Genomic DNA, 24,596 nt, shown 5'->3' on the forward strand with positions numbered 1-24,596 from the left:
TCGGTGCGTCAGCAGGTGAAGGTGTCCGGGGGCCGCGTCCGGCGACGGCCCGGGCGGGGCACGCGGGGGTCAGGTCGTTCTGCTGCGGACCGGTCCGGTCGAGTCCCGTACGGTCAACTCGACGGCCAGTCCGGTGTGTTCGGTGGGCGCGGGCCGGCCCTCGATCATGGCGATCAGTACGTCGACGGCGTGGTCGGCGAGGGCCTCGGTGTCATGGCGGACGGTGGTCAGGGGCGGGGAGATGTAGGCGGCGGCCGGGATGTCGTCGTAGCCGACCACGCTGACGTCGCCGGGGACGGACCGTCCGGCCTCGGCGAAGGCCCGCAGCGCGCCGATCGCCATGTCGTCGTTGGCGGCGAACACGGCGGTGACATCGGAGAGCCGGGCGAGTTGCCGGCCCGCCGCGTGTCCGGAGGCGGGGCTCCAGTCGCCGGCGGCCGCGGGCGGGGGTTCGGGAGCCCCGGCGGCCGCGAGCGCCTCGCGCCAGCCGCGCAGCCGGTCACGGGCCGCGAACCAGTTCTGCGGTCCGGGGATGTGCCAGACGGTGCGGTGTCCGAGCGAGAGGAGATGCTCGGTGGCGACGCGGGCTGCAGCGGCTCCGTCGGCGCCGACCACCACGCCCGCCCCGTGGGCCAGTTGGGCGCTCTCCCCGAGGCTGACGACAGGCACGTCCGCGCTCAGCGCGAGCGGTGTGCCGTCGTCGATGGGTTCGGACAGCACGATGCCGTCCACGCCCTGCTCCAGGAGCGCCTCCACGGCGACCGAGACGCGCTGTCCTTCCAGGGTGCCGGCCAGGGCGAAGGAGTACCCCGTGCGCTGCATGGCCCGTTCCAGTGCGAAGAGCAGCGTGGACGGGCCGTACAGGGCGGTGCCGAGGGAGACGACGCCGATGCGCCGGTAGCGGCCGAGGAACAGGGCGCGCGCCGCGTTGTTCGGGCGGTAGTCCAGTTCTTCGATGGCCCGGAGCACACGGTCGCGCACCTCCGGGCTGACATGCGGCTCGCCGTTGACGACCCGGGAGACGGTCTTCTGGGAGACTCCGGCGGCCCGGGCGACCTCGGTCATGCCGGGAGCGCGCCGTCGACGGACCTGACCGGCCGGCGTCCCCATGCCCGCTCCTCTGCTCGAAATCAGGCTCAGGACCGCGTGGTCACGCAGGTGCGGAGCCCGTCCCGAGGCACTGGCATGACTACGTAGTCATGCCAGTGTCGGAACAGCGGCGGGTCGCGTCAATGGTCCGTGCGGTGCGTTCGTGCGCGGGGTACGGAAGAAGAGCGGGCGGAGTGACATCCACGCCGCCGCGACCGGCGAACACCAGCCGGGGAAGCACCGGGCGGGCTCCCGGCCGTCTGCGGCCGGGAGCCCGTCGGACGCACCGGCGGTGTCACGGCTTGCGCCCCACCCCGCCGAAGTCGTCGACCTCGGGCCCCTCGGTCCCGGCCGGCCCCGGGCGCCAGCGGGACACCGACACCACGCCCGGGTCCACCAGTTCCAGGCCGTCGAAGAAGCGGGCCAGCTCCTCGGGGCTGCGGTTGACGCGCGGGTTGTCGCCCGCCTCGTTCCACTGTTCGATCATGACGCGCATCGCCTCGGGGTCGAGGACCTCGGTGTCGTCGCAGAGCACGAGATAGCTGCCCGACGGCAGCGCCTCGACCAGCTGTCCGACGATGTCGTACGCCGTGTCGTCGACGATGTGGGCCGTGATCCCCAGGAGGACGAGCGCGATGGGCTCGGTGAAGTCCAGGGTCTTCGCGGCGGCCTCCAGGATGGCCCGGGGGTCGCGGATGTCGGCGTCGATGTAGTCCGTCACGCCCTCGGGAGAGCTGGTGAGCAGCGCCTCCGCGTGCACCAGGACCACCGGGTCGTTGTCGACGTAGACGATCCGGGTCTCGGGGGCGATCCGCTGCGCGACCTCGTGGGTGTTGTCGGCCGTGGGCAGGCCGGTGCCGACGTCCAGGAACTGGCGGATGCCCGCCTCCCGCACGAGGTGTTCCACCGTGCGGACGAGGAAGGCCCGCTGCGCCCGGGCTATGTCGAGGATCTGCGGATTGGCCTCGACGATCTGGTCGCCGACCAGGCGGTCGATCTCGTAGCAGTCCTTGCCGCCCAGCCAGTAGTTCCAGATCCGGGCGGAGTGAGGGACGTCGCTGTTGATGAGCTTGGCGTCAAGTGGCATGCGGACTCCCGGAGTTGATCTGACTCTGGGCACACCTCACCGCCTGACGGCAGGGCACGTCAAGCGCAGCCGCCGTACGGCCCGGACCGGGCCGTACGCACGGGACTGGTGGGGCCTGAATGCCGGGCTTCGCGTCCCTCTGCCGCTCCGACCGCCACCTCAGTGGGACTCGCGGCCCACCTCGGACCCGCTGGAACCGACCAGGAAATCCAGGTCGGCCCCGGTGTCCGCCTGCAGCACATGGTCGACGTACAGCCGCTCCCAGCCGCGTCGCGGGTCGGCGTACCCGGCGGCCGCGGCCTTGCTGGGGGTTCTGCGGGCGAGTTCGCCGGCGGGAACGTCGACGTCGATGCGGCGCGCCTCGACGTCCAGGACGACGAAGTCCCCCGTGCGCACCAGCGCGAGCGGTCCGCCGGCCGCCGCCTCGGGCGCCACGTGCAGTACGACCGTGCCGTACGCCGTCCCGCTCATCCGCCCGTCGCAGACCCGCACCATGTCGCGGACGCCCTGTTCGAGGAGTTTCTTCGGCAGCGGCATGTTCGAGACCTCGGGCATGCCCGGGTATCCCTTGGGCCCGCAGCCCCGCAGGACGAGCACGGAGTCGGCGTCGACGTCCAGGTCCGGGTCGTCGACGCGGGCGTGGAAGTCCTCGATGGAGTCGAAGACGACCGCACGCCCGCGGTGCCGCAGGAGGTGCGGGGAGGCGGCGGCCGGTTTGACCAGGGCGCCGTCGGGGGCGAGATTGCCCCGCAGTACGGCGATGCCGCCCTCGGCGACCAGTGGATCCGCCCGGGTGCGGATGACCTCGGTGTCCCAGATCGGGGCGTCGTCGAGAGGGTTCACCAGCGGATCGCCGTCGACGGTCAGCGCGTCCGGGTCCAGCAGGTCACGGACCTCGCGCAGGACCGCGAGCAGTCCCCCGGCACGGTGGAAGTCCTCCATGAGGAACCGCCCGGCGGGCAGGAGATCCACCAGAACCGGCACCTGGGAGCCGATGCGGTCGAAGTCGTCCAGGGACAGGTCGATGCCCAGGCGGCCCGCGATCGCGAGGAGATGGACGACCGCGTTGGTCGAACCGCCCACCGCGGCCAGCGCGACGATCGCGTTGCGGAAGGACCCCTTGGTCAGGAAGGTGCCGGGCCGCCGGTCGGCGCCGACCATGTCCACCGCGAGCCGTCCCGTGCGGTGCGCGGCCTCCAGCAGCCGGCTGTCGGGGGCGGGCGTCCCGGCCGTTCCGGGGATCACGGTGCCCAGCGCCTCGGCGACCAGGGCCATCGTGGAGGCCGTGCCCATCGTGTTGCAGTGCCCCCGGCTGCGGATCATCGCCGACTCGGAGCGGGCGAACTGCTCCTGCGAGAGCGTGCCCGCCCGCACTTCCTCCGACAGCCGCCACACATCGGTGCCGCAGCCCAGTGGCGTCCCGCGGAACGTCCCGGTGAGCATCGGACCGCCGGGCACCACGACGGCCGGCAGGTCCACCGAGGCGGCGGCCATGAGCAGCGACGGGATCGTCTTGTCGCAGCCGCCCAGCAGGACGACGCCGTCGACGGGGTTGGCCCGCAGCATCTCCTCCGTGGCCATCGCGGCCATGTTGCGCCAGAGCATGGCGGTGGGGCGGACGTTGGTCTCGCCGAGCGACACCACGGGCAGGTCCAACGGGATGCCGCCGGCCTCGTGCACGCCGTCGCGCACCGAGGAGGCGACCTCGTTCAGATGGGCGTTGCAGGGGGTCAGGTCCGAGGCCGTGTTGGCGATGGCGATCTGCGGCCGGCCGGTGAAGGCGTCGCCGGGTGCACCGCGCCGCATCCACGCCCGGTGGATGTAGGAGTTGCGGTCCTGACCCTCGTACCAGTCCGCGCTGCGGAGCCTCTTCATCGAGTCCCTTCCGACAGGTCGGTGCGCCGGTCTACTGTTCGGAACGTCATGCAGCGTACGCAGACCTCCGACCAATCGACAGACCGCGGCGACCCTGGAGACCAGACCTGATGCGCGCGTTCGTCCTCACCGGCCCCGGCGCGTACGAGGTCCAGGACCTCCCGGCGCCGGTGGCCGGCCCCGGTGACGTCGTCGTGGATGTCGAGCGGGTCGGGGTGTGCGGTACCGACGTGGAGTTCTTCACCGGCGAGATGGCCTATCTCCACCAGGGGCACGCCGCGTACCCGATGCGGCTCGGCCATGAGTGGGCGGGCCGGGTGGCGGCCGTCGGCGACGGGGTCGATCCGGGCTGGCTCGGCCGCCGGGTCATGGGCGACACGATGCTCGGCTGCGGCAGCTGCCGGCGCTGTCTCCGGGGCCGCCGGCATGTGTGCGAGAAGCGGCAGGAGGTCGGCATCCGCGGGCCGCAGCCGGGCGCGCTGGCGGAGCAACTCGCCGTGCCCGCCTCCTCGTTGCACGCCCTGCCCGACTCCGTCGACGCCGTCCTCGGGGCGCTCGTGGAACCGGGCGGCAACGCCCTGCGCGCCGCGCGGGCCGCCGCGCCGCACCCCGGGGACCGGACGCTGGTCCTGGGCCCGGGCACGATCGGTCTGCTGGTGGCGATGTTCCTGCGGGCCGCCGGGGCGGAGGTGCACCTGATGGGCCGCACCGCGCAGTCGCTGGCCTTCGCCCGGGCCCTGGGCTTCACCCACGTGTGGTCGGAGGACTCGCTCCCGGACCTGCCGTACGACTCGGTGGTCGACGCCTCGAACGCTCCCCATCTGCCGGGCCGCGCCCTGGAATTGGTGGAGCCGACCGGCCGTGTCGTCTACATCGGGCTGGCCGGCGAACCCAGCCGGCTCGATCACCGCACGCTCCTGCTCAAGGACGTCACGGCGGTCGGTGTCCTCTCCGCCTCCCCCGGCCTCCCCGCCACGATCCGCGCCTACGCGGACGGTTCGGTGGACCCGACGCCGTTGGTCGCCGCCACGGTCGGCCTCGACGAGGTCGGCCCGGTGCTCGCGGGTGAACGTCCCGCAGGCGCCGGGGACGGCCCCAAGATCCACGTCGATCCCCGGCTCCCGGCCCGGACGGCGTCCGGCCACTGATCCCGGCCCGGCGGACCGGCGCCCGGCCGCGCGCCCCACGGGGCCGGGTTGGCCGTGCCGCCCTCGGGTACCCGTGAGCCACTGTCGTATCCCAGGAGGCCGCAATGTCCGATGGCCCCGGTGTCCGGCTCTCGATCCGGGAGCGTCTCGTCCTCAAGCACATCGAGACCGAGCTGCGGCGCGACCGCGGGCCCGGCCGGGCGCGGACGCGCGGGCGTGATCCGTGGCTGCCGCTGGCGGTGGCGCTGTTCGCGGCGGCCTCGGTCTTCCTCGCGGTCGTCGGCATGCGCACCTCGGATACGGCGGCGCTGTGGGCGTTCGCCGTTCTCTGGCCGGTCACCCTGCTCCAGCTGTTCCGGCTGCTGTGCCGCTGGTCCAGGCCGCGCACCGACTCCTGAACTGCGCCCGCCCCGGGCGGGCCGCCGTGGTGCGGCGGCCACCCGGGGCGCTGCGGGCCGCGGCCCGTCACAGCGTGTGCGGCGCCCCGGGGTCCTCGGGGCGGATACGGCCGCGCCAGGCGCCGCTCTCACCGCCGCGCTGTTCGATGTAGTCCTTGAAGCGGCGCATGTCTCCCTTGATCCGGCGGTCCAGGACACCGAGCAGGTCCGCGCTCTTCTCGGCGACGCCGGTGGGCTCGATGTCCATCGTGAGTTCCACCCGGGTGTGGGTGTCGTCGAGCCGCTGGAACCTGACCGATCCGCGCTGGCGGGTGTCGCCGTCGATGACCCGCCAGGTGATCCGGTCGTCCGGGAGCTGGTCGACGATCTCGGTGTCGAACTCGCGCCGGACACCGCCGATGCTGGTGGTCCAGTGGTTGTGCCGGTCGTCGAGCTGGCGCACCTCGTCGACGCCCTCCATGAACCGGGGGAACTCCTCGAACTGGGTCCACTGGTTGTAGGCCGTGTGGACGGGGACCTCGACGTCCACGGCTTCCTTGACCGTGCTCATGGGTTCTCCTCCTCAACTCTCGTGGTCTGCGCCGGGTACCCGTCAGGAGCGGGGCGAAGACCCCCGCAGCAGGCGAAGAACGGCTCGTTCGGCGGGCCCCTGGGTCGCGGGGATGCCGTGGACGCCCTCGTCGCCCAGGTCAGGGAGGACTTCGGAGACGGTCACGCCCTCCTCGTAGAGCTCGATCACCCGCGGGTTGATGTACGACGCCCGGCAGACCGCCGGTGTGTTGCCGAGGTAGTCGGCCACCTCCCGCACCGCGCGGGCGATCGCGCGCCGCCGGGCGGTCTCGCCGTGCACGACGGGTTCCGACACCGCGAGGGCGACCGCGGCGAGCACGGTGGCGTGCCAGGTGCGGAAGTCCTTCGCGGAGACCTCCAGACCGGCCGCTTCCCTGAGGTAGGCGTTGACGTCCTCGCCGCTCACGTCGTGCCAGGCGCGCCCCTCCCAGTAGGCCAGGAGCCGGTCACCGCCGGCCCGGCGGCGCAGCAGCGCGGCCAGCGCGCGGCAGACGGCCGGGTCCACGACGGTCCGGGTGATCTCCCGGCCGGCCTTGCCGGTGTAGGTGAACAGCACGGCACCGGCCCGGCAGCGGGAGTGTTCGCGCAGCAGTGTGGTCAGGCCGTAGCTGTTGTTGAGTTCGGTGTAGCGGTCGCTGCCGATACGGAAGAAGCCGAGGTCGAGCAGGCGTACCGCGGTGGCCAGGACCCGTCGGCGGGTCAGCCCGCGGTCCGCCAGATGCTCCTCGGCCACATCCCGTACGGCGGGCAGGACTTCGGCGACGTCCAGGACGTGCTCGTGCTTGGCCTGCTCCTGCTCGGCGCGGAACTGCGGGTGGTAGAGGTACTGGCGGCGCCCGGCGGCATCGGTCCCGACGGCCTGCAGATGCCCGTTGGCGCGGGTGCAGATCCATACGTCCTGCCAGGCCGGCGGGATGACCAGGGCACGGATCCGGTCCAGCTCCGCCGGGTCGTGGACCGGTTCGCCTGCGGCGTCGAGATAGCGGAATCCGCGTCCGCGGCGCCTGCGGCGATAGCCCGGCTCGGTGGGCCGGCTGTGGTAGATCCGCATCCCGCCTCCCTCACGATCACCCTCTTTCCGCGACTACCCCGATCGCGGTGGTGCAGCCCGCGCGCACGGGTACTCGGTGCGCGGACGGCGCCGGGCCCCCGGCCGCCGGGCCGCTTCACGAAGGGAGCACCGCCATGACCAGCCCCGATCCGGATCCGCGACGGAGTGCGGGACTCGAGCCCGGGGGCGGGGTACCGCCCGGGGAGACGCCACCCGCGGAGACCGGCATCTCCGGTATCTCCCACCCGGAGCCGCCCGAGCTGCGCAAGGGGTGGAGTGCGATGCCCATCGTCCTGATCATGCTCGTGGTGGCGCTGGTGGCGATCGGGCTCATCGCCATGGTGGTGGAGCTGTCGCTGTGAGGCGTTCGTGCCGGTGGTGACCGGGAACGCCCGGGGCGCCAGTCCCGGTTTCCGGCCGCCCCGGGCAGGACACACGCGCGCAGCAGTCGGAGCGGTCGAACGGGGTTCGGGAGCAGTCCGGAAGGAGTTCGCAGGAGTGGAGACCATGGGCAGGACACCGGGTGGGACTCTGGGCCGAAGGCCCATCGGAGCGTGGACGGCCGCGGTCGTCGCGGCCGTGGGCGGGGCCGCCGTGGTCGCGCGGGCCAGGGCCCGTGCCGTGGCCCGGGCCGGGGAGGGCGCCGAGGGCGCGGAGCAGGGGCGGTGGCATGTGGTCACGGTCGGACGGCCGCGCGCGGAGCTGATGCCGGACGGCAGGCTCCCGCCGCCGCTGGACGGTCTGGGTGACGGGGTGGAGATAAGGGCGGCGGACGCGCCGGGCGGCCGCGGTACCGAGATCGCGGCCCGGCGCACGGGTGCGCGAGGGCCGGCCGAACGGTTCAGGAGCGTCACCGGGACCTCGACGGACCAGCGGATCAGGGCGGCGCTGCGGGAGTTCGAGCAGCTCACCGAGACGGGCGAGGTGCCGCGCACCGCGGGACAGCGCGCCGCCAGCCGCAAGCCGGGCGGGATCCCGCCGGACCGGGCCGGTGACCGGGCGCGCAGGGAGGGGCTGCTGTGAAGGCGCTGTGCTGGAGCGGGGTCGGGAAACTCCACGTGGAGACGGTCCCGGAGCCGGCGCCCCTCAACGACCAGGACGCCCTGGTGAAGGTCACCGCCGGCTCGGTGTGCGGTACGGGGCATCGGGCCACCCGTCCGCTGCCGCTGTCCGAAGGGGCGCGCGGCTACCGGGTGTTCCGGGACAGGCGCGACGGCTGTGTCCGGGCGGTGTTCCTGCCGCAGGAGTGAGCGCTGTCGGGCACGGGGACGAGGGGTGGTGGACGAGCGCGGGGCGCCTCGGCTCCCGCACGAGAGGGAGCGACGATCCGATGAGCGCCTGTGACCGACTGCCCGTGCTGCGCACCCTGCGTGAACTCGCGGAGCTGGTGGAGCGCAGCCCCAGTCTCTATGTGCGCTGGTCACGCGGCCCCGACGCGGACCGGGACCTGAGCGAGAGCCGCGACGGCCTCACCGGGATCCGTATGTCGGGGCTGTCGGCGAACCCGCTCGCCGTCGAGCCCTGGTGGGAGGACCGGCCCGTCGAGCTGTGGGTGGCCCGTCGGCTGTACGACTACTCCCACCTGCCGCGGGAGAAGGGCGAGGGGGTGCGGCCCTGGGTGCTCCGCGGCCGCGAGGAGGGCCGGGGGCCCGACAACGAGCCGCTGGTCCGGGATGTGCGGCCCGTGGGCTGGATCGAGGAGCAGGTCATCGAGGAGGCGGAGACCGCGGTCGTCGACCAGGAGCGGCGCTGGGGGCCGATGCGGCGCGGCGGCGGATGAGGACCGGGCCGACACCGCTCGCCACGGACCGGGGACTCCCCGGTGCCGTGCTCCGGGTTCGGTGTTGTCCTGCTCCCACCGGTCCACGTGGTCCTCGGTGAAGCCGCCCGCCAGATATGTGTCCGTGCGGGCGGGCCAGGGCACTGCGGGGTGGCCCGGAGCTGCCTCCCCGGCCGGTACGGCGGGCGCGCCGGCCGGGGAGGCGGCCGTCAGCCGAGGGCCGGGTAGTCGGTGAAGCCGCGGTGGTCGCCGCCGAAGTGGGTGGCGCTGTCGGGGGTGTTGAAGGGGCCGCCCTGCGCCAGCCGGGCCGGCAGGTCGGGGTTGGCGAGGAACAGTCCGCCGTAGGCGATCAGGTCGGCGGTGCCGTCCTCGATCAGCCGGAGTTCCGCGGGGCCGGTGGGCTCCGTGCCGGTGAAGGGGTTGAGGACGAAGGCGGTGGGCCAGGACTTGCGCAGGCGCAGGGTGAGGTCGCGGATCTCCGGCGTCTCCATCTGGTGCAGATAGGCCAGGTTCAGCGGGGCGAGCTCGGCGACCAGCGCCGTGTAGGTGGCCTCGACGTCGGGCCGGTCGCTCTCGTCGATGTCGTTGTAGGTGTTCCCGGGCGAGATCCGGAAGCCCACCCGGTCCGCGCCGATCGCCTCCGCCACGGCCCGGGCGGTCTCGACGGCGAAGCGGATACGGGCCTCGGGGGAGCCGCCCCAGGCGTCGGTGCGGGTGTTGGAGTTCGGGGCGAGGAACTGGTGGATGAGATAGCCGTTGGCGCCGTGCAGTTCGACGCCGTCGAAACCGGCCTCGACGGCGTTGCGGGCTGCCGCGGCGTAGTCGGCGATCGTCTCCAGGATCTCGTCCTCGGTCAGTTCCCTGGGCGTGACGAACTCCTGCGGGCCCTCATGCGTGTAGACCTGCCCCTTCGCGGTGACCGGGGAGGGGCCGACCGGGGTGAGGCCCGTCAGGGAGGGGTGGCCGACCCGGCCGGTGTGCATCAGCTGCAGATAGATCACTCCGCCCTCGGCGTGCACGGCGTCGGTGACCGTCCGCCAGGCCGCGATCTGCTCCGCGGAGTGGATGCCGGGGGTGTCGGGGTAGCCCTGGCCGACCGCCGACGGCTGGGTGCCCTCCGTGACGATCAGACCGGCGCCGGCCCGCTGTGCGTAGTACTCGGCCATCAGCTCGGTCGGGGTCTGTCCGGGGCCGTAGGCACGGCTGCGGGTCATGGGGGCCATCACGATGCGGTTCGTGAGGTGCGTACCGGAAAGGTCGTAGGACTCGAAGGCTGTCGTCGACATGATCGGTTCCCTTGCTCGGGGTGCGATTTTACTGTCCGAACAAGTAATCGTCGGGGATTCATTCCCGGGCACCCGAAAATCCTGCGCTGTAGGCTTTACCTGTTCAAGCAATTCCGAAGCTGCGAGGACCGCCCCATGAGCCAGCCGGAGCCGACGAACGTACGCATGCCGGCTTCCGTCGCCGCCGGCCCCCTCAGCCACGCGATCTTCCGCGTGGCCCGGCTGCATCGCATGATCGCCGGACAGCTGCTGCGCCGGATCGGCCTCCACCCCAGCCAGGAGCTGGTGATGATGCAGCTGTGGGACCACGGCCCCCAGCGCCAGACCGACCTCGTCCGGCTGCTCGGCTCCGACGCCGCCACCATGACACGCACCGTACGGCGCCTGGAGCAGGCGGGCTTCGTCCGCCGCCGCCCCTGCCCCACGGACAAGAGGGCGACCATCGTCGAACCCACCGCCGCGAGCAACGCCCTGCGCGCCGAGGTGGAGCGCGCCTGGCTGGACCTGGAGAGCGCCACCACCGAAGGCCTGACCCCCGAGCAGCAGGCGGAGGCCGTCGAAGTCCTGACCCGGATCGAGGAGAGCCTCGCCCGCGCGACGGCGAAGGACGGCTGAGCCGGGGGTCGGCACCGTCCGCGGTGCCGCCGCCGGTGTCGGTGTCGAGGTACGTCATCCCCGCGTCCCGTTCGAACTCGGCGAGCCCCCGCGTGATCTCGGCCGAGGACAGCTCCACCAAGCCGGCCCGGACCCGCGGACCCTGGAGACGGCGGGCAGCGCGGTGGGCGCCGCGCCCAGGCGGAGGGTGCCGGTCAGGCCGCCCCTGAGTGCCGACAACTCCTGCCGCAGACCGTCCCGAAGCGAGGGCCGGCCGGGAGACGTGACTGGCGGCCGCCGCGCGCACGAAGTGCCGTTCACGGGCGAGGCGGGAGACCCCCACGACCGAGGGGTCCCGCAGGCCGACGCCGACGCCATGCACGGCACCCCTCCCGGCCAGGCGTCCTCTGCTGCTCGGACACCTGTGAAGCCCCGGCTTCTAACGCTCCGCCGACGCGGCCGCCGGATCCGCCGACGTCTTCTCCCCGCGTCCGCGGCCGGACGTGCCCGGCGACCCGGTGGCGGCATACGACGCGGCCGTGCCGACTGGCGCCGTGAACCGGCGGACCCCCGGCGCGGCCGCCGTTCCGGCGCAGGCCAGGCCCATCGCGACCGCCGCGGCGACCAGCGGTGCCCGGGGACCCCAGGCGTCGGCCGCGAGCAGGGCGAGGACATAGCCGAGCGGCATGGCGCCCAGGGACAGCAGCCAGTCGTACGAGGTGACGCGGGCGAGCACGCCGGGCGGGATGGCGGCCTGCACGGAGGTCTCCCAGACGGGGTTGAGGAAGCCGAGTCCGGCCAGGGCCAGACCGTAGGCGGCGATGACGGCGACTGCTGGGGCACCGGCCGCGAGGAGGGCGAGCGGCAGCGCATAGGTCGCCAGGCCCAGGTTGGCCAGGGGGAACGGGCGGCGCGGGTGCGCGCGTCCGGCGAGGGGGGAGCCGAGCAGCAGGCCGACGGCACCGGCCTGGAGGATCGCCACCCAGGCACCTTCACCTCCCAACTGCCGTACGGCCAGGGCGGGTCCGAGCGTCATGAGGACGGCCGCGGCGCCGTTCCAGACGGCGTGCGCGATCAGGCTCGTCCAGTACCAGTCGCGGCTGCGGACCTCGTGCCAGCCCTCCACCAGGTCGACGCGGAGCGAGCGGCCGTCCGCCGGGACGTGGGCGACACGGATCGCGAGGAGCAGGAGCGCGCTGAGCGCGAAGGACGCGGCGTCCACGACGAAGGCCCAGCCGGGTCCCACGGTCAGGATCAGCAGGCCGGCCAGGGCCGGGCCGCCGAGCCTGGCGGCGCTTCTCACCACGCCGAGCGCGGAGTTGGCGGCCTGGAGGTCGGCGCCGGGCACGGTGCCGGTGATCAGCCGCGGCAGGGTCGGCAGAGCGAACGCGGAGGCGCCGCCGCCGATCGCCGAGGCGAACGCCATCTGCCACAACTCCGGTTCTCCACTAAGCAGTTGGAGACCCACCCACAGCTGCGCGGCGCAGGAGACAAGATCGGTGACGAGCGCCACGGTCCTGGCGTCGAACCGGTCGCCGACGACTCCGCCGAGGGGCAGCAGCAGAAGCCTCGGGACCATCGTGCAGCCGAGGACGATGGAAGGTCTCCCAGGCCGGGGAGCCGCCCTCACCGTGGTTCCACCAGTCGCTGTACCAGCCGGCCTCGCCGGCCACGGGCATGACGACCAGGGTGTCGCGCAGCTGCGGCAGCCGCGCGACACCGGTCTCGCGGGGCCGGCTGTACTAGGCGCCGGACAGCCGAGGTTGTGCCGTCTCAGGCCCAGGCGGTCACCGGCGTGAAGGAGCTGTCCTGCCGGAAGACATCCGTGCCGTTCGAACGCTCCACCCGCAGTTGGTAGTTGTAGTGCCGCAGGTAGTACCCGGGGTAGTTGTAGGACTCGAAGCGGATCGAGCCGCTCGCCGTACCCGTGCGGGCGATGAAGGTGGCGTCCTTGGCGAAGGTCGTCGTGCCGTCGTTCGCGTCGAAGCGGGCCCGGAAGTCCCAGTGGCGCAGATAGTTCCCGGAGGAGTCCCGGAAGGAGTAGCCGCCCGAGTCGGCGAGGCCCGCGACGACCGTGAACGTGGACGCCGTCTTCTCGGCCGACGTGCTGGAACCGGTCACCACCGGCAGGTTGAGCAGGGAGGACTGGTTCTGCCAGTAGCGGGTGGAGTAGTTGGCCGACCGGAAGGACCGGGTGACGTTCCTCGCGAGCGAAGGGCCGCCCGACACCGTCTCCTTGATGACCGTGAAGTGGCGGGCCGTACCGGAGACGACGGGGAGCGCGGTCGGCGCCGACCAGGTGGCGAACATGTCGTAGCTGTCGCTGTAGTAGTAGTTGTGGTCGCCGTAGCCGTCGAAGAACAGCCGCCAGCCGCCGTTGTCGAGCTGGATCAGGGCCGGGCCCTCGCGGTAGCTGCCCCAGCCGGCCCAGTCGCCGGTCCTGGAGATCGTGTACGGGCCGGTGAGCGAGGAGGCCGTCGCGTACTCGATGTACTTGGTCGTCTCGTTCTTCGTGAACGCGTGATACGTCGAGCCGATCTTCACGATGAACGTGTCGATGTGGTTGGCGCCGATCCCGGACAGCGCCACCGGTGAACTCCACGCCGTGAGCCCGGAGTTCGTCGCCTTCAGCAGGTACGGCGTGAAGATCCACTCGTCGCTGGTCTGCGAGCAGGACACGATGACGTTGACGCTGCCGTCGCTGTCGACGAACCACTCCGGCGCCCACGCCCGGGACAGGCCCGCGATCGGGACCGTGTAGTCGTACAGGAAGGTCCAGTTGACCCGGTCGGAGCTGCGGGCGAAGCCGATGGTGGTGCTGACGTCCTGCCAGGTGTGGGTGGTGTAGGTGATGTAGTAGTAGCCGTTGGTGTGCTTGAAGATGCTCGCGTCGCGGATTCTGTTGCTCGGCGGGGTGTAGGCCGAGGACTGCAGCAGCCGGAAGTCGAGGGCGTCGTCCGACTGGTAGACGTTGACCGTGCCGTCGTTGCTGTCGAGGAACGGCACGATCGTGTAGCGGGTCGCGGAGCCGCTCGGCGGGGCGGCGGCGTGGGCCGCGCCGGGGAGTTCGCCGAGCAGCACGGCCGAGGCGGGCAGGGCCGCCATCGCGCGCAGCAGGGTACGACGGGACGGCGTGGGGGGTCGTGTGGTCACGGGCGGCTCTCCCTGGGGCAAACAACGACGCGGCTCTGACGTACGACATCCCGAACAAGGTTCGGAAAGTCGATCAGAAGGTAGGGGTGAGGCGGAATCGCGTCAATGGTTTGCGCACGACCCCGCGAGCCCGGTGCGCAAGCTGTGCCGCGCGCCGAACTCCCGCTCCGGCCAGGGGCGTTCCCGGACAGCGCTTCCACAGGTTACCGTTCAGTAGACAACGCGCTCCCGGAGGTGCCGCATGTCGCACGACCGTTCCGCAGGCCTGGCGGAGTCCGCCCGTGCGCTGGCCGACGGGGAGGTGACGTCAAGGGCCCTGGTGGAGCGGGCACTTGAGCGGATCGCCTCGACCCAGGGGACCCTCAACGCCTTCCGGGTCGTACGCGCCGAGGCCGCGCTCGCCGAGGCGGAGGCGGCGGACAAGGAACTGGCCGCCGGGGTGCGCAAACCGCTCCTCGGGGTGCCCGTCGCCGTCAAGGACGACATGGACGTGGCGGGCGAGCCGACCGCGTTCGGCTGCCGGGGGGAGTTCCCGGCGGTGGCCCGGGACGGGGAAGCCGTACGGAGGTTGCGGGCGTCCGGCGCCGTCGTCATCGGCAAGACCAACACCTGCGAGTTCGGACAGTGGCCCTTCACCGAGGGGCCCGCCTTCGGCGTGACCCGCAATCCGTGGAGCGCGGAGCACACCCCGGGCGGCTCCTCGGGCGGTTCGGCCGCCGCCGTCGCCGCCGGGCTGGTACCGGCCGCACTCGGCTCGGACGGCGCGGGGTCCGTGCGCATCCCGGCCTCCTGGACCCATCTCATCGGCATCAAGCCGCAGCGCGGCCGTGTCTCCACCTGGCCGCGCGGCGAGTCCTTCCAGGGCATCACCGTCAACGGCACCCTGGCGCGCACGGTCGCCGACGCCGCGCTCCTGCTGGACGCGGCGAGCGGCAACCACGACCTCGACCCGCACCGGCCGCCCGCCGTCGACGCCTCCGGCGCCGTCGGACGCGACCCGGGCAGGCTCCGTATCGCGCTGGCCCTGAAGCCGCCGTTCACCGCGCTGCCCGCACGCCTCCAGCCCGACGTACGGGCGAAGGTCCTCGAACTCGCCGAGAAACTCGCCGCGTTGGGCCACACCGTCGAGGAGGCCGACCCCCCGTACGGGCAGATCGGGCTCACCTTCATCCCGCGCGCCACGGCCGGTCTCGCCGAGCGGGTCGGTGAGGCCCCCTTCCCGGCGCTGCTCGACCGGCGCACCCGGGACGCCGCCCGGCTGGGGCGGCTGCTCGGCGGGGCACCCCTGCGGGCCGCCCGGCGGGCCGAGACGGTCCTGCACCGTCGTATCGGCGGATTCTTCTCGTCGTACGACGTGATGCTCGCCCCGACCACGGCCGCTCCCCCGCCGCGCATCGGCTCGATGCTGGGCCTCGGGGGCCTTGCCACCGACCGGGCCATGATCGCCGCCTGTCCCTACGCGTGGCCGTGGAACGTGCTGGGCTGGCCCGGCGTCAATGTGCCCGCCGGGTTCGTCGGTGACGGGCTGCCGGTCGGGGCGCAGCTGCTCGGACCGGCGAACAGCGAGCCGCTGCTCGTCTCACTGGCCGCGCAGCTGGAGGCGGAGCTGCGCTGGCACGAGGCATGGCCCCCGGTGCGGCGGATCGCGACGGATTCCCCGGCTGTGTGAGGGCGTTCGGCCCTTACCCTGTGACCATGGACGATGCGTCGATGGTCGGGCTCATGGGGCGGGTCACCGGTACGGTCGGGCCAGGACTCGTCGGCGAGGTGATCGTCCGGGTGCGCGGCGGCGCCGAGCACTTCCTCGCGTATCCGGCCACCGGCACGGACCGGATCGAGCGCGGCACCGTGGTGATGGTGGTGGAGTACCAGGCGCCGAGGACCGTCTACGTCCAGGCCGCGTACGACAGTTGAGCATGCTCCCCCGCAGGTGAGAGCGGTCTGCGTCAAGGTTGTGACAAGGAACCGCAAGGGTCTGTACCCGGGCGTCGCCGAGGCGCAGACTCCCTTCGTTCGGTGCCGAGAGGGCACCATGCAGAGGGGGCGAATGCCGATGGTCATCGGCGTCGTTGCGGGGATCGCGGTGGGAGCCGTCCTCGCGTTGATAGGGATTTTCAAGCTGATGTGGCGCGTGGCCGAGCCCAACGAGGCGCTCATCATCTCCGGTTCCAAGCACAGGACCGAGGGTCTTGAGGAGGGCATGGGCTTCCGTATCGTCACGGGCCGCGGCACGCTCGTGCTGCCCGGGGTGCAGGCGGTGCGCAAGCTGTCGCTCGATCTCAACGAGACCGAGCTGCAGGTGGACTGCGTGACCCATCAGGGCATACCGCTGAAGGTGCGGGGCGTGGTCATCTTCAAGGTGGGCGACGACTTCGTGTCGATCGCGAACGCGGGGCGCCGTTTCCTCGATCAGCAGAAGCTGATGTCGGAGCGGGTGCACAACGTCTTCGCCGGTCATCTGCGGTCCATCGTCGGCGGGTTGACGGTCGAGGACATGATCCGCGACCGGGAGAAGCTGACCGGGCAGACCCGGGCCGCGTGCGGCACCGAGATGGAGAAGCTGGGTCTGATCGTGGACTCGCTGCAGATCCATGAGATCGAGGACCCGACCGGGTACATCCAGAACCTGGCGATGCCGCACGCGGCCGCCGTCCAGCGGGACGCCCGGATCGCGCAGGCGGAGGCGAACCGGCTGGCCACCGAGGCCGAGCAGCAGTCGTTCGCGCGGATGGCGGAGGCCACCAGGGACAGCGAGATCCTCCAGGCCGGCTACCAGGCCGAACGGGACAAGGCCGCCGCCAAGGCCCAGCAGGCCGGGCCGCTCGCCGACGCCGCCGCCCGGCAGGAGGTCGTCGTGCAGATGACCCGGGTCGCCGAACTGGAGGCACAGCGGACCGAGCAGCAGCTCCAGGCGGACGTCCGCAAACCCGCGGACGCGAAGGCGTACGAGAAGCGCACGCTGGCCGAGGCCGAGCGCGACGCGCGGATCTCCGCCGCCCAGGCCAAGGCGAAGGAGACCGAGCTGGCGGCCGCGGCCGAGGCGACCCGGGTCAAGACGGCCGCGAGCGCCGAGGCCGAGGCGACCAAGGCGCGCGGTACGGCGACGGCGGCCTCGACCCGGGCCACCGGTGAGGCCGAGGCGGCCGCCGCCCAGGCCAAGGGGCTCGCGCAGGCCGAGGCGACGAAGGCCCAGGGTCTCGCCGAGGCGGAGGCCATCAAGGCGCGGGCCGCGGCCCTCGCCGAGAACCAGGAGGCCGTGGTCGCCCAGCAACTCGCCGAGAACTGGCCGGAGATCGTCCAGGCGGGCGCGTCCGCGTTCGGCAACGTCGACAACATGGTGGTGCTCAACGGCGCCGACGGTGTGGCGGACATGTTCGCCAAGGCGCTCACCATGGGCGGCACCGGGCTGGGGCTCGCGCGGCAGCTGCTCGCGTCGATGAACCAGAACGGACAGGCACCGGCGGGGACTTCGTCCCTGAACGGGCTCTCGCAGAAAGTACCGGTCCAGGAGGACTGATCCACGGGGGCACCGTCTATGGTGCCCCCGTGACTGCGTTTACCGATGAGAACATCCCCGGCCGCTCCGGCCCCACCGCGACCATGGAGGCCGACGCCCTCGAGGTCGGCCGGGTGCGCACCGAGTACTCCCCCGCCCACGACGGAGACCCCGACCCCGGGGAGATCGTGTGGACCTGGGTGCCCTTCGAGGAGAACGACGGACGCGGCAAGGACCGTCCGGTGCTGGTCGTCGCCCGCGAGGCCTCCGGGACCTTCCTCGCCGTGCAGCTCTCCAGCAAGCGGCACGACGGCGACCGCGAATGGGTCGCGATCGGCAGCGGGCCCTGGGACAAGTCGGGCCGCGACTCCTGGGTGGACGTCGACCGCATCCTGCGGCTGCACGAGGACGGTATGCGGCGCGAGGCGTGCGCGCTGGACCGGGGCCGGTTCAACCTGGTCAGGAACCGGCTGCACGAGCGCTACGGCTGGACCTGAGTCCTCGGGCCGGCCTGGAAGGTCTTCTCGAAGGCGGCCCGCACCACGCTGCCGGGCGTGCGGTCCAGCACCCCGAACACCACGTGCTCGAAGGCCGAGGCGAACCGTCCGCCCGGCCCCAGCAGCGCGTGGAACGCACCCGCCACCTGCGCCGGATCGTTCTGGAACACCCCGCAGCCCCAGGCGCCGAGCACCAGCCGCCGGTACCCCTCGGCCGCCGCGACCTCCAGCACCCGCTCGGCGCGGACGGCCAGGGCCGCCGGGATGCCGGGGATGCGGTCGGGCGTCGTACGCCGTATGACACCGGCGTTCGGCGCGGCCGCGGTCAGGAAGCCCGCGACGTACGGCTCGTCCAGCAGGCGACCGCGGTCGTCGCGGAAGACGGGCACGGCCGGTGAGTGGATGACACGGTCCGTGTAGAAGGCGTCGCGGTGGGCGCGGTGGTGGTCGTAGAAGTCCCGGGCCTGCCGTACACACGCGTACAGGGCGGAGGCGCGGCACAGGGCCTCCTCCTGGGCCTGGGCGCCGTTGAGATAGCCGCCGCCCGGGTTGCGGGCCGAGGCGAAGTTCAGGACGGCCGGCACCCCGCCGAGCCGTCGTGCGGCCTCCAGGCTGCTCTCGCCCGTGACCTCGACGAATGTGTCGGCGGGCGGGATCCCGGGTACCGGCACGGGCTCCGGCCCGTACATGCGCGTACCGGCCCGTGCGGCCTCGATGCCGTCCGCGAGGGACACCTCGCGCCCGTCGGCGAGGCGATAGAAACCGGCCTCGACGATCTCCTCCGTCTGCTGTGCGATGCCCCGCAGGCGCGCGCTCATGGCGCCACCCCCGTGGGCGCCATGATCGCGCGCCGTGCGCGCTCCCCCGTCGTGCTCATGTACGCATCGTGGGCGATGCTGGTCATGCGGTGCAACGGAGTTTCCCGGCCTCGAGAACACCCGGAGAACCCACAGGAAACGGAGATCGTCGGCCCCGATTGCGACGAAGTGCACCCTTGTGCGAATCGCTCCGAGGGTTTTGGGTGGGACGAGCTCTGCCGGTCCGGCCAACATCATCCGGGCCGGTGGCATGGTGGAATCTCAGGAGGATCCCGACATGTCCGATACATCCACTACTACATCGGAAAGCGACTGTACGGAGCCCCGCACCGCTCTGTCCGCCGCCGAGGTGGAGGCCCTGGTCAGGGGCATCTGCTTCAAGACGGGACCGCCCCGCACCGTCGGGGTCGAGGTGGAATGGCTCGTCCACGAGCTGCGCACACCGCAGCTCCCCGTCACACCCGAACGACTCGAAGCGGCGTACGCCGCACTGCGGACCGTGCCCCTCAGCTCGGCGCTCACCGTCGAGCCCGGCGGCCAGCTGGAACTCAGCTCCCCGCCCGCCGCCTCCCTGACGGAGTGCATCGGCACCGTCTCCGCCGATCTCGCCGCCGTCCGCAGGACGCTCGCCGGGCTCGGTCTCGGCCTCGTCGGCGTCGGCCACGATCCCTGGCACCCGCCCCGCCGGTATCTCCGCGAACCCCGCTACGACGCCATGGAAGCCTGTCTGGACCGTACGGGCCCGGCCGGCCGCGCCATGATGTGCACCTCCGCCTCCGTGCAGGTGTGCCTCGACGCGGGACACGAGGAGCCCGGCCCGCTCGGTCACGGGCGGCGCTGGTGGCTGGCGCATCAGTTGGGCGCGGTGCTGGTCGCCGCGTTCGCCAACTCCCCGCTGGCCGGGGGCGAACCCACCGGCTGGCTCTCCACCCGGCAGCTGCTGTGGATGGAGATCGGCGCGGGCCGCGCGGGCGCTCCCCCACTGGACGGCGACCCCCGCGAGACCTGGGCCCGGCATGTGCTCGACTCCCCGGTGATGTGCATCCGCCGGGACGGCCGCGCCTGGGACGTCCCGGACGGCATGACGTTCCGCGAGTGGACCCGCTCGGCGAGCCCGAGGCCCCCGACCCGCGAGGACCTCGACTACCACCTGACCACCCTCTTCCCGCCGGTCAGACCGCGCGGCCACATCGAGCTGCGCATGATCGACGCCCAGCCCGGGGACGACGGCTGGATCGTGCCGCTCGCCGTGACCGCGGCGCTCTTCGACGACCCCGAGGCCGCCGAGACCGCCTACCGCGCGGTGAAGCCGCTGGCCGAGCGGGCCCTGGGGCTGCCCGCCCCGCACAACCCGCTGTGGCTGGACGCGGCGCGCACCGGCCTCGCCGACCCGGAACTGCACGACGTGGCCGTCCAGTGCTTCACGGCCGCGCTCGACGCCCTGCCCCGGCTCGGTGCGACCGAAGAGGTCACGGGCGCCGTCACCGCGTACCTGGAGCGCTACGTCCTCCAGGGCCGCTGCCCCGCCGACGATCTGCTGGACCGGCTCCACGGGAAGGACCTCCGCTCATGACCGACGTCGCCGAGACGCCCGGAACCGACGCCGAGACGCTCCGCGTACGGGCGCTGACCACCCTCACCACGGCCCGCGACCGCACGACCCTGCTGACCAGCTGCGTCGAGGACCCCGACCTGACCGCCCAGCACTCCCCGCTGATGTCCCCGCTGGTCTGGGACCTCGCCCACATCGGCAACCAGGAGGAGCTCTGGCTGCTGCGGGGGGTCGCCGGGCGGGAGGCCATGCGCCCGGAGATCGACGGCCTGTACGACGCCTTCGAGCACCCGCGCGCGGAACGCCCGAAGCTGCCGCTGCTGCCACCGGCCGAGGCCCGCCGGTACGCGGCGGAGGTCCGCGGTCGGGTCCTGGACCTGCTGGAGTCCACCGCGTTCCACGGCACGCGGCTCACGGAGGCGGGCTTCGCCTTCGGGATGATCGCGCAGCACGAACAGCAGCACGACGAGACCATGCTGATCACCCATCAGCTCCGCAAGGGCCCCCAGGCCCTGACCGCCCCCGACCCGGACCCGGCGCCGCTGCACACCGGCCCGGCCGAAGTCCTGGTCCCCGGCGGCCCGTTCACGATGGGCACCTCCGACGAGCCCTGGGCGCTGGACAACGAACGCCCGGCGCACCGGCGGGAGGTGGCGCCCTTCTTCATCGACACGGCTCCGGTCACCAACGAGGCGTACCAGGAGTTCATCGAGGACGGCGGCTACCGGCGCGACCGGTGGTGGACCCCGGCCGGCTGGGCGCACATCCGGGAGCACGGCATCGACGCCCCGCTGTTCTGGCGCCGGGACGGCAACCAGTGGCTGCGCCGCCGCTTCGGCGTCACCGAGGTCGTACCGCCCGACGAGCCGGTGGTGCACGTCAGCTGGTACGAGGCCGACGCCTACGCCCGCTGGGCCGGGCGCCGGCTGCCCACGGAGGCCGAGTGGGAGAAGGCCGCCCGCCACGACCCCACCTCGGGCCGCTCGATGCGCTATCCGTGGGGCGACGCCGACCCGGAGCCGCAGCACGCCAACCTCGGCCAGCGGCATCTGCGCCCGGCCCCGGCGGGCAGCTACCCGCAGGGCGAATCCCCGCTCGGCGTACGCCAGTTGATCGGCGATGTGTGGGAGTGGACGGCGAGCGACTTCCTCCCCTACCCGGGCTTCGAGGCGTTCCCGTACAAGGAGTACTCGGAGGTGTTCTTCGGCCCCGAGTACAAGGTGCTGCGCGGCGGTTCGTTCGCCGTGGACCCGGTGGCCTGCCGCGGCACGTTCCGCAACTGGGACTACCCGATCCGGCGGCAGATCTTCTCCGGCTTCCGCACCGCCCGTTCCGCGGAGGGCGTCTGATGTGCCGTCATCTGGCGTACCTGGGCCCCGAGGAGCCGCTCGGCAGACTCCTCGTGGAGCCGCAGCACGGCCTGTACCGCCAGTCCTGGGCGCCCAGACACCAGCGGTACGGCACCGTCAACGCCGATGGTTTCGGGGTCGGCTGGTACGCCGAGGACGACCCGGTCCCGGCGCGCTACCGCCGGGCCGGGCCCATCTGGGCGGACCTGTCCTTCGCGGACCTGGCCCGGGTCGTCCGGTCGGGCGCGCTGCTCGCGGCGGTCCGGGACGCCACCTTGGCGGGCTCGGACGCCGAGGCAGCGGCGGCGCCCTATGCGAGCGGTCCCTGGCTGTTCAGCCACAACGGCGCGGTCAAGGGCTGGCCCCGCTCTCTGGCGCCGCTGGCCCAGACCCTGCCCGCCGCCGATCTGCTGTCGATGGAGGCCCGCAACGACTCGGCGTTCGTGTGGGCTCTCGTCCTGGCCCGGTTGCGCGGCGGTGACGAGGAGGGCCAGGCGCTGGCCGACACGGTCCTGGAGGTCGCCGAGGCGGCCCCGGGCTCCCGGCTCAACCTCCTCCTCACCAACGGCGACACCATCACCGCGACCACCTGGGGCGACACCCTGTGGTACCTGACCTGCCCGCGCGGCACGGTCGTCGCCTCCGAGCCCTACGACGACGATCCGCACTGGCAGGAGGTCCCCGACCGCACCCTCCTCGCAGCGAGCCGCACCGACGTGCTGCTGACGCCCCTCAAGGAACCGTCCGTGGAACCACTGAAGGAGCCCCGTACGTGAGCCCGTTCCTTCTCACCCGCACCCTGCCCGAGGACGCCACCGAGGCCGCCCTGCGTGCCGACGTCCTGAGCGGCCTGACCCGCACCCCGAAGACCCTCCCGCCGAAGTGGTTCTACGACGCCCACGGCAGCGAACTCTTCGACCGGATCACGGAGTTGCCCGAGTACTACCCCACCCGCGCCGAGCGCGAGATCCTCGTCGCGCGCGCCGACGCCATCGCGGCGGCCTCCGGCGCCCGCACCCTCGTCGAACTCGGCTCGGGTTCCTCGGAGAAGACCCGGTACCTCATCGACGCGCTGACCGGTCTGCACACCTACGTGCCCGTCGACGTCAGCGAGAGCGCCCTCACCCAGGCCGGGCACGCGCTGATCGAGGAGCGGCCGGGCCTGAACGTGCATGCCCTGATCGCCGACTTCACGGCCGAGCTCACGCTCCCCGAGACGCCGGGGCCCCGGCTGCTGGCGTTCCTCGGCGGCACGATCGGCAATCTGCTCCCGCCCGAGCGGGCGGAGTTCTTCGCCTCGATCCGCGCCCTGCTCTCCCCCGGCGACGCCCTGCTGCTCGGCACGGACCTCGTCAAGGACGAGAAGGTGCTGGTCAGGGCGTACGACGACGCGGCCGGGGTGACGGCCGCGTTCAACAAGAACGTCCTGACGGTCGTCGACCGGGAATTGGGCGCCGACTTCGACCCCGGCGCCTTCGACCATGTGGCCCTCTGGGACGCGGAGAACGAGTGGATCGAGATGCGGCTGCGGTCGCGTACCGCGCAGACCGTGAAGATCCCCGCGCTGGACCTCGCCGTCGACTTCGCGGCCGGCGAGGAGCTGCACACCGAGATCTCGGCGAAGTTCCGGAAGGAGGGTGTGCGCGCGGAACTGTCCGCCGCGGGACTCGAGTTGTCCCACTGGTGGACGGACGGCGAGGGACGGTTCGCGCTGTCGCTCAGCACGGTGCGATGACGTACGTCTCGCGCTCCGCCGTCACCTGGGGCACGGTGGATCCATGACGAATCACACCTATCGGGTGACCGAGATCGTCGGCACCTCGCCCGACGGCGTCGACCAGGCGATCCGCAACGGCATCGGCCGCGCCTCCCAGACCCTCCGCAATCTCGACTGGTTCGAGGTGACCCAGGTGCGGGGTCAGATCGAGGACGGCCAGGTCGCGCACTGGCAAGTGGGCCTGAAGGTCGGCTTCCGCCTGGAGGAGTCCGACTGACGGTCCTCGGAGCCTGACGGCCTCGGATCCTGACGGTCCGTGGATCCTGACGGTTCTCAGGTCCGCCCCTCCCGCTCCTGGGCAGCTTCCAGCGCGGCGGAAGGGGCGGTCCACCGCGCCCGTACGACGGTGAACCCGGCCCGTTCGGCGTCCTGGCAGACCAGCTCGTCGTCGTCCACCAGCACCCGGATCTCATGGGTGCGCTCGAGACGGCGGAGGATCTCCAGCTTGGTGCGCCGGGCGGGCCTGCGGTCGTTGTCGCGCCGCATGTGGATCCGCCCCTCGGGCAGACCCTGCGCGGCGAGCCAGGCGACGGTGTCCCGCCGGCACCGCTCGGGCCGCCCGGTGAGGTAGACGATCTCGCACTCCTCGGCGCTCTCCAGGACCAGCGCGACGCCCTGCGGGATCGGCGGGTCCTCGGGCGCGGCGGCGAAGAAGCCGTCCCAGTCGCGGGGCTTGTGCTCCAGGAAGCGCTGCCGGTGGGCGGTGTCGGCGAGGGTGTTGTCCAGGTCGAACACGGCGAGAGGCCGTCTGCTGCTGTCGGTCACGCGACCCACCCTAGAACCGGGCGGGCCGCTCACGCCGGACGAGACCCTCACGCCGGACGAGACCCTCAATTGTTAATGGGATCCATTTTCATATAGCGTCCTCGGTGCACGCCACCCGTCCCACCGAGGAGGTCCCGTCATGGCTGTCCCCAAGCGGAAGATGTCCCGCAGCAACACCCGTCACCGCCGCGCCCAGTGGAAGGCGGCCACGCCGTCGCTGGTGCCCGTCACGATCGACGGCGTGCGTCACCTCGTACCGCAGAACCTGGTCAGGGCCTACGAGCGCGGCCTGCTGCGTCCCGAGGGCTGAG

Annotated in this window: 27 protein-coding genes and 1 pseudogene; 17 read left to right on the forward strand and 11 right to left on the reverse strand. The window is 72.5% G+C overall.

The window, feature by feature from the left end; translation table 11 throughout:
* Window positions 1-69: 69 nt before the first annotated feature.
* From PH203_RS34450 to PH203_RS34460, 3 genes are all read right to left on the reverse strand, one after another.
* A complete protein-coding gene (locus PH203_RS34450; RefSeq protein WP_289925206.1) occupies window positions 70-1,110 on the reverse strand; it encodes a LacI family DNA-binding transcriptional regulator in 1,041 nt (346 codons plus the stop codon).
* Window positions 1,111-1,384: 274 nt separating this feature from the next.
* Window positions 1,385-2,176: an SAM-dependent methyltransferase gene (locus tag PH203_RS34455; RefSeq protein ID WP_289925208.1), complete on the reverse strand. Its 792-nt coding sequence runs from the start codon at window positions 2,174-2,176 to the stop codon at window positions 1,385-1,387.
* Between the two features lie 159 nt (window positions 2,177-2,335).
* Entirely contained in the window at window positions 2,336-4,051 is a 1,716-nt protein-coding gene (locus PH203_RS34460) for an IlvD/Edd family dehydratase (RefSeq protein ID WP_289925210.1), read from the reverse strand.
* Window positions 4,052-4,161: 110 nt separating this feature from the next.
* On the opposite strand from PH203_RS34460, the gene PH203_RS34465 reads away from it, so the two are divergent.
* Together PH203_RS34465 and PH203_RS34470 are read left to right on the forward strand one after the other, a co-directional pair.
* Window positions 4,162-5,199 (forward strand): alcohol dehydrogenase catalytic domain-containing protein, encoded by a 1,038-nt coding sequence (locus tag PH203_RS34465; RefSeq protein WP_289925212.1) that lies wholly within the window; start codon window positions 4,162-4,164, stop codon window positions 5,197-5,199.
* Between the two features lie 104 nt (window positions 5,200-5,303).
* Entirely contained in the window at window positions 5,304-5,597 is a 294-nt protein-coding gene (locus PH203_RS34470) for a DUF3040 domain-containing protein (RefSeq protein ID WP_289925214.1), read from the forward strand.
* A 67-nt stretch (window positions 5,598-5,664) separates the two neighbouring features.
* Here the strand turns inward: PH203_RS34470 and PH203_RS34475 are convergent, their stop codons facing one another.
* Window positions 5,665-6,147, reverse strand: a complete 483-nt coding sequence (locus PH203_RS34475) for an SRPBCC family protein (protein WP_289925216.1) — start codon at window positions 6,145-6,147, stop codon at window positions 5,665-5,667.
* A 42-nt stretch (window positions 6,148-6,189) separates the two neighbouring features.
* Entirely contained in the window at window positions 6,190-7,218 is a 1,029-nt protein-coding gene (locus PH203_RS34480) for a DNA topoisomerase IB (protein ID WP_289925217.1), read from the reverse strand.
* 134 nt (window positions 7,219-7,352) lie between these two features.
* Between PH203_RS34480 and PH203_RS34485 the strand changes: the two genes are divergently transcribed.
* The 4 genes from PH203_RS34485 (at window position 7,353) to PH203_RS34500 (ending at window position 8,998) form a co-directional block, all read left to right on the forward strand.
* The gene (locus tag PH203_RS34485; RefSeq protein ID WP_289925218.1) at window positions 7,353-7,580 is read left to right on the forward strand and encodes a DUF6480 family protein; all 228 of its coding nucleotides are present in this window, start codon (window positions 7,353-7,355) and stop codon (window positions 7,578-7,580) included.
* Between the two features lie 145 nt (window positions 7,581-7,725).
* On the forward strand, window positions 7,726-8,241 hold the full coding sequence (locus PH203_RS34490; RefSeq protein WP_289925219.1) for a hypothetical protein: 516 nt from the start codon (window positions 7,726-7,728) through the stop codon (window positions 8,239-8,241).
* The gene (locus tag PH203_RS34495) at window positions 8,238-8,468 is read left to right on the forward strand and encodes a hypothetical protein (RefSeq protein ID WP_289925220.1); all 231 of its coding nucleotides are present in this window, start codon (window positions 8,238-8,240) and stop codon (window positions 8,466-8,468) included. The genes PH203_RS34490 and PH203_RS34495 overlap by 4 nt, the downstream gene beginning before the upstream one ends.
* Window positions 8,469-8,548: 80 nt before the next feature.
* A complete protein-coding gene (locus tag PH203_RS34500) occupies window positions 8,549-8,998 on the forward strand; it encodes a DUF6098 family protein (protein WP_289925222.1) in 450 nt (149 codons plus the stop codon).
* Between the two features lie 209 nt (window positions 8,999-9,207).
* On the opposite strand, the gene PH203_RS34505 is transcribed toward PH203_RS34500, so the two are convergent.
* Window positions 9,208-10,284 carry an alkene reductase gene (locus tag PH203_RS34505; protein WP_289925224.1) on the reverse strand — a complete coding sequence of 359 codons (1,077 nt, stop codon included), beginning with the start codon at window positions 10,282-10,284 and terminating at the stop codon, window positions 9,208-9,210.
* Between the two features lie 135 nt (window positions 10,285-10,419).
* Here PH203_RS34505 and PH203_RS34510 point away from each other — a divergent pair, with 135 nt between their 5' ends.
* Window positions 10,420-10,899: a MarR family transcriptional regulator gene (locus PH203_RS34510; RefSeq protein ID WP_289925225.1), complete on the forward strand. Its 480-nt coding sequence runs from the start codon at window positions 10,420-10,422 to the stop codon at window positions 10,897-10,899.
* 418 nt (window positions 10,900-11,317) lie between these two features.
* On the opposite strand, the gene PH203_RS34515 is transcribed toward PH203_RS34510, so the two are convergent.
* The 3 genes and pseudogenes from PH203_RS34515 to PH203_RS34525 all read right to left on the reverse strand — a co-directional run bounded on the left by PH203_RS34515 (window position 11,318) and on the right by PH203_RS34525 (window position 14,031).
* Window positions 11,318-12,457, reverse strand: a complete 1,140-nt coding sequence (locus tag PH203_RS34515; protein WP_354671288.1) for an MFS transporter — start codon at window positions 12,455-12,457, stop codon at window positions 11,318-11,320.
* Window positions 12,458-12,473: 16 nt separating this feature from the next.
* Window positions 12,474-12,578 (reverse strand): annotated as a pseudogene (locus PH203_RS34520) (esterase family protein); the annotation flags it as partial.
* Window positions 12,579-12,651: 73 nt separating this feature from the next.
* Window positions 12,652-14,031: a glycoside hydrolase family 43 protein gene (locus PH203_RS34525; RefSeq protein WP_289925226.1), complete on the reverse strand. Its 1,380-nt coding sequence runs from the start codon at window positions 14,029-14,031 to the stop codon at window positions 12,652-12,654.
* A gap of 241 nt (window positions 14,032-14,272) precedes the next feature.
* On the opposite strand from PH203_RS34525, the gene PH203_RS34530 reads away from it, so the two are divergent.
* The 4 genes from PH203_RS34530 to PH203_RS34545 all read left to right on the forward strand — a co-directional run bounded on the left by PH203_RS34530 (window position 14,273) and on the right by PH203_RS34545 (window position 18,024).
* Window positions 14,273-15,700 (forward strand): amidase, encoded by a 1,428-nt coding sequence (locus tag PH203_RS34530; protein ID WP_289925227.1) that lies wholly within the window; start codon window positions 14,273-14,275, stop codon window positions 15,698-15,700.
* A 26-nt stretch (window positions 15,701-15,726) separates the two neighbouring features.
* A complete protein-coding gene (locus tag PH203_RS34535; protein WP_289925228.1) occupies window positions 15,727-15,945 on the forward strand; it encodes a hypothetical protein in 219 nt (72 codons plus the stop codon).
* A 133-nt stretch (window positions 15,946-16,078) separates the two neighbouring features.
* Complete coding sequence (locus PH203_RS34540) at window positions 16,079-17,548, forward strand: flotillin family protein (protein ID WP_289925319.1); 1,470 nt, start codon at window positions 16,079-16,081, stop codon at window positions 17,546-17,548.
* Window positions 17,549-17,577: 29 nt separating this feature from the next.
* Window positions 17,578-18,024 (forward strand): type II toxin-antitoxin system PemK/MazF family toxin, encoded by a 447-nt coding sequence (locus PH203_RS34545; RefSeq protein ID WP_289925229.1) that lies wholly within the window; start codon window positions 17,578-17,580, stop codon window positions 18,022-18,024.
* Here the strand turns inward: PH203_RS34545 and PH203_RS34550 are convergent.
* Entirely contained in the window at window positions 18,009-18,842 is an 834-nt protein-coding gene (locus PH203_RS34550; protein WP_289925231.1) for a TIGR02452 family protein, read from the reverse strand. The genes PH203_RS34545 and PH203_RS34550 overlap by 16 nt on opposite strands.
* Window positions 18,843-19,119: 277 nt before the next feature.
* On the opposite strand from PH203_RS34550, the gene egtA reads away from it, so the two are divergent.
* The 5 genes from egtA to PH203_RS34575 are packed head-to-tail and all read left to right on the forward strand — an operon-like array spanning window position 19,120 to window position 23,737.
* Window positions 19,120-20,415, forward strand: coding sequence for an ergothioneine biosynthesis glutamate--cysteine ligase EgtA (gene egtA / locus PH203_RS34555; RefSeq protein WP_289925233.1), 1,296 nt, complete (start codon window positions 19,120-19,122; stop codon window positions 20,413-20,415).
* Window positions 20,412-21,743 carry an ergothioneine biosynthesis protein EgtB gene (gene egtB, locus PH203_RS34560; protein ID WP_289925234.1) on the forward strand — a complete coding sequence of 444 codons (1,332 nt, stop codon included), beginning with the start codon at window positions 20,412-20,414 and terminating at the stop codon, window positions 21,741-21,743. Before egtA ends, egtB begins: the two co-directional genes overlap by 4 nt.
* The gene (egtC, locus tag PH203_RS34565) at window positions 21,743-22,519 is read left to right on the forward strand and encodes an ergothioneine biosynthesis protein EgtC (protein ID WP_289925235.1); all 777 of its coding nucleotides are present in this window, start codon (window positions 21,743-21,745) and stop codon (window positions 22,517-22,519) included. The genes egtB and egtC overlap by 1 nt, the downstream gene beginning before the upstream one ends.
* Entirely contained in the window at window positions 22,516-23,478 is a 963-nt protein-coding gene (gene egtD, locus PH203_RS34570) for an L-histidine N(alpha)-methyltransferase (protein WP_289925237.1), read from the forward strand. The genes egtC and egtD overlap by 4 nt, the downstream gene beginning before the upstream one ends.
* Window positions 23,479-23,521: 43 nt before the next feature.
* Complete coding sequence (locus tag PH203_RS34575; RefSeq protein WP_289925238.1) at window positions 23,522-23,737, forward strand: dodecin; 216 nt, start codon at window positions 23,522-23,524, stop codon at window positions 23,735-23,737.
* A 56-nt stretch (window positions 23,738-23,793) separates the two neighbouring features.
* Here the strand turns inward: PH203_RS34575 and PH203_RS34580 are convergent, their stop codons facing one another.
* Window positions 23,794-24,285, reverse strand: a complete 492-nt coding sequence (locus PH203_RS34580; protein WP_289925239.1) for an HAD family acid phosphatase — start codon at window positions 24,283-24,285, stop codon at window positions 23,794-23,796.
* A 139-nt stretch (window positions 24,286-24,424) separates the two neighbouring features.
* Here PH203_RS34580 and rpmF point away from each other — a divergent pair, with 139 nt between their 5' ends.
* Window positions 24,425-24,595: a 50S ribosomal protein L32 gene (rpmF, locus tag PH203_RS34585; protein ID WP_289925242.1), complete on the forward strand. Its 171-nt coding sequence runs from the start codon at window positions 24,425-24,427 to the stop codon at window positions 24,593-24,595.
* The last annotated feature ends 1 nt before the right edge of the window (window position 24,596 follow it).

Source organism: Streptomyces sp. S.PB5 (genome assembly GCF_030403745.1).
Lineage (GTDB): Bacteria > Actinomycetota > Actinomycetes > Streptomycetales > Streptomycetaceae > Streptomyces.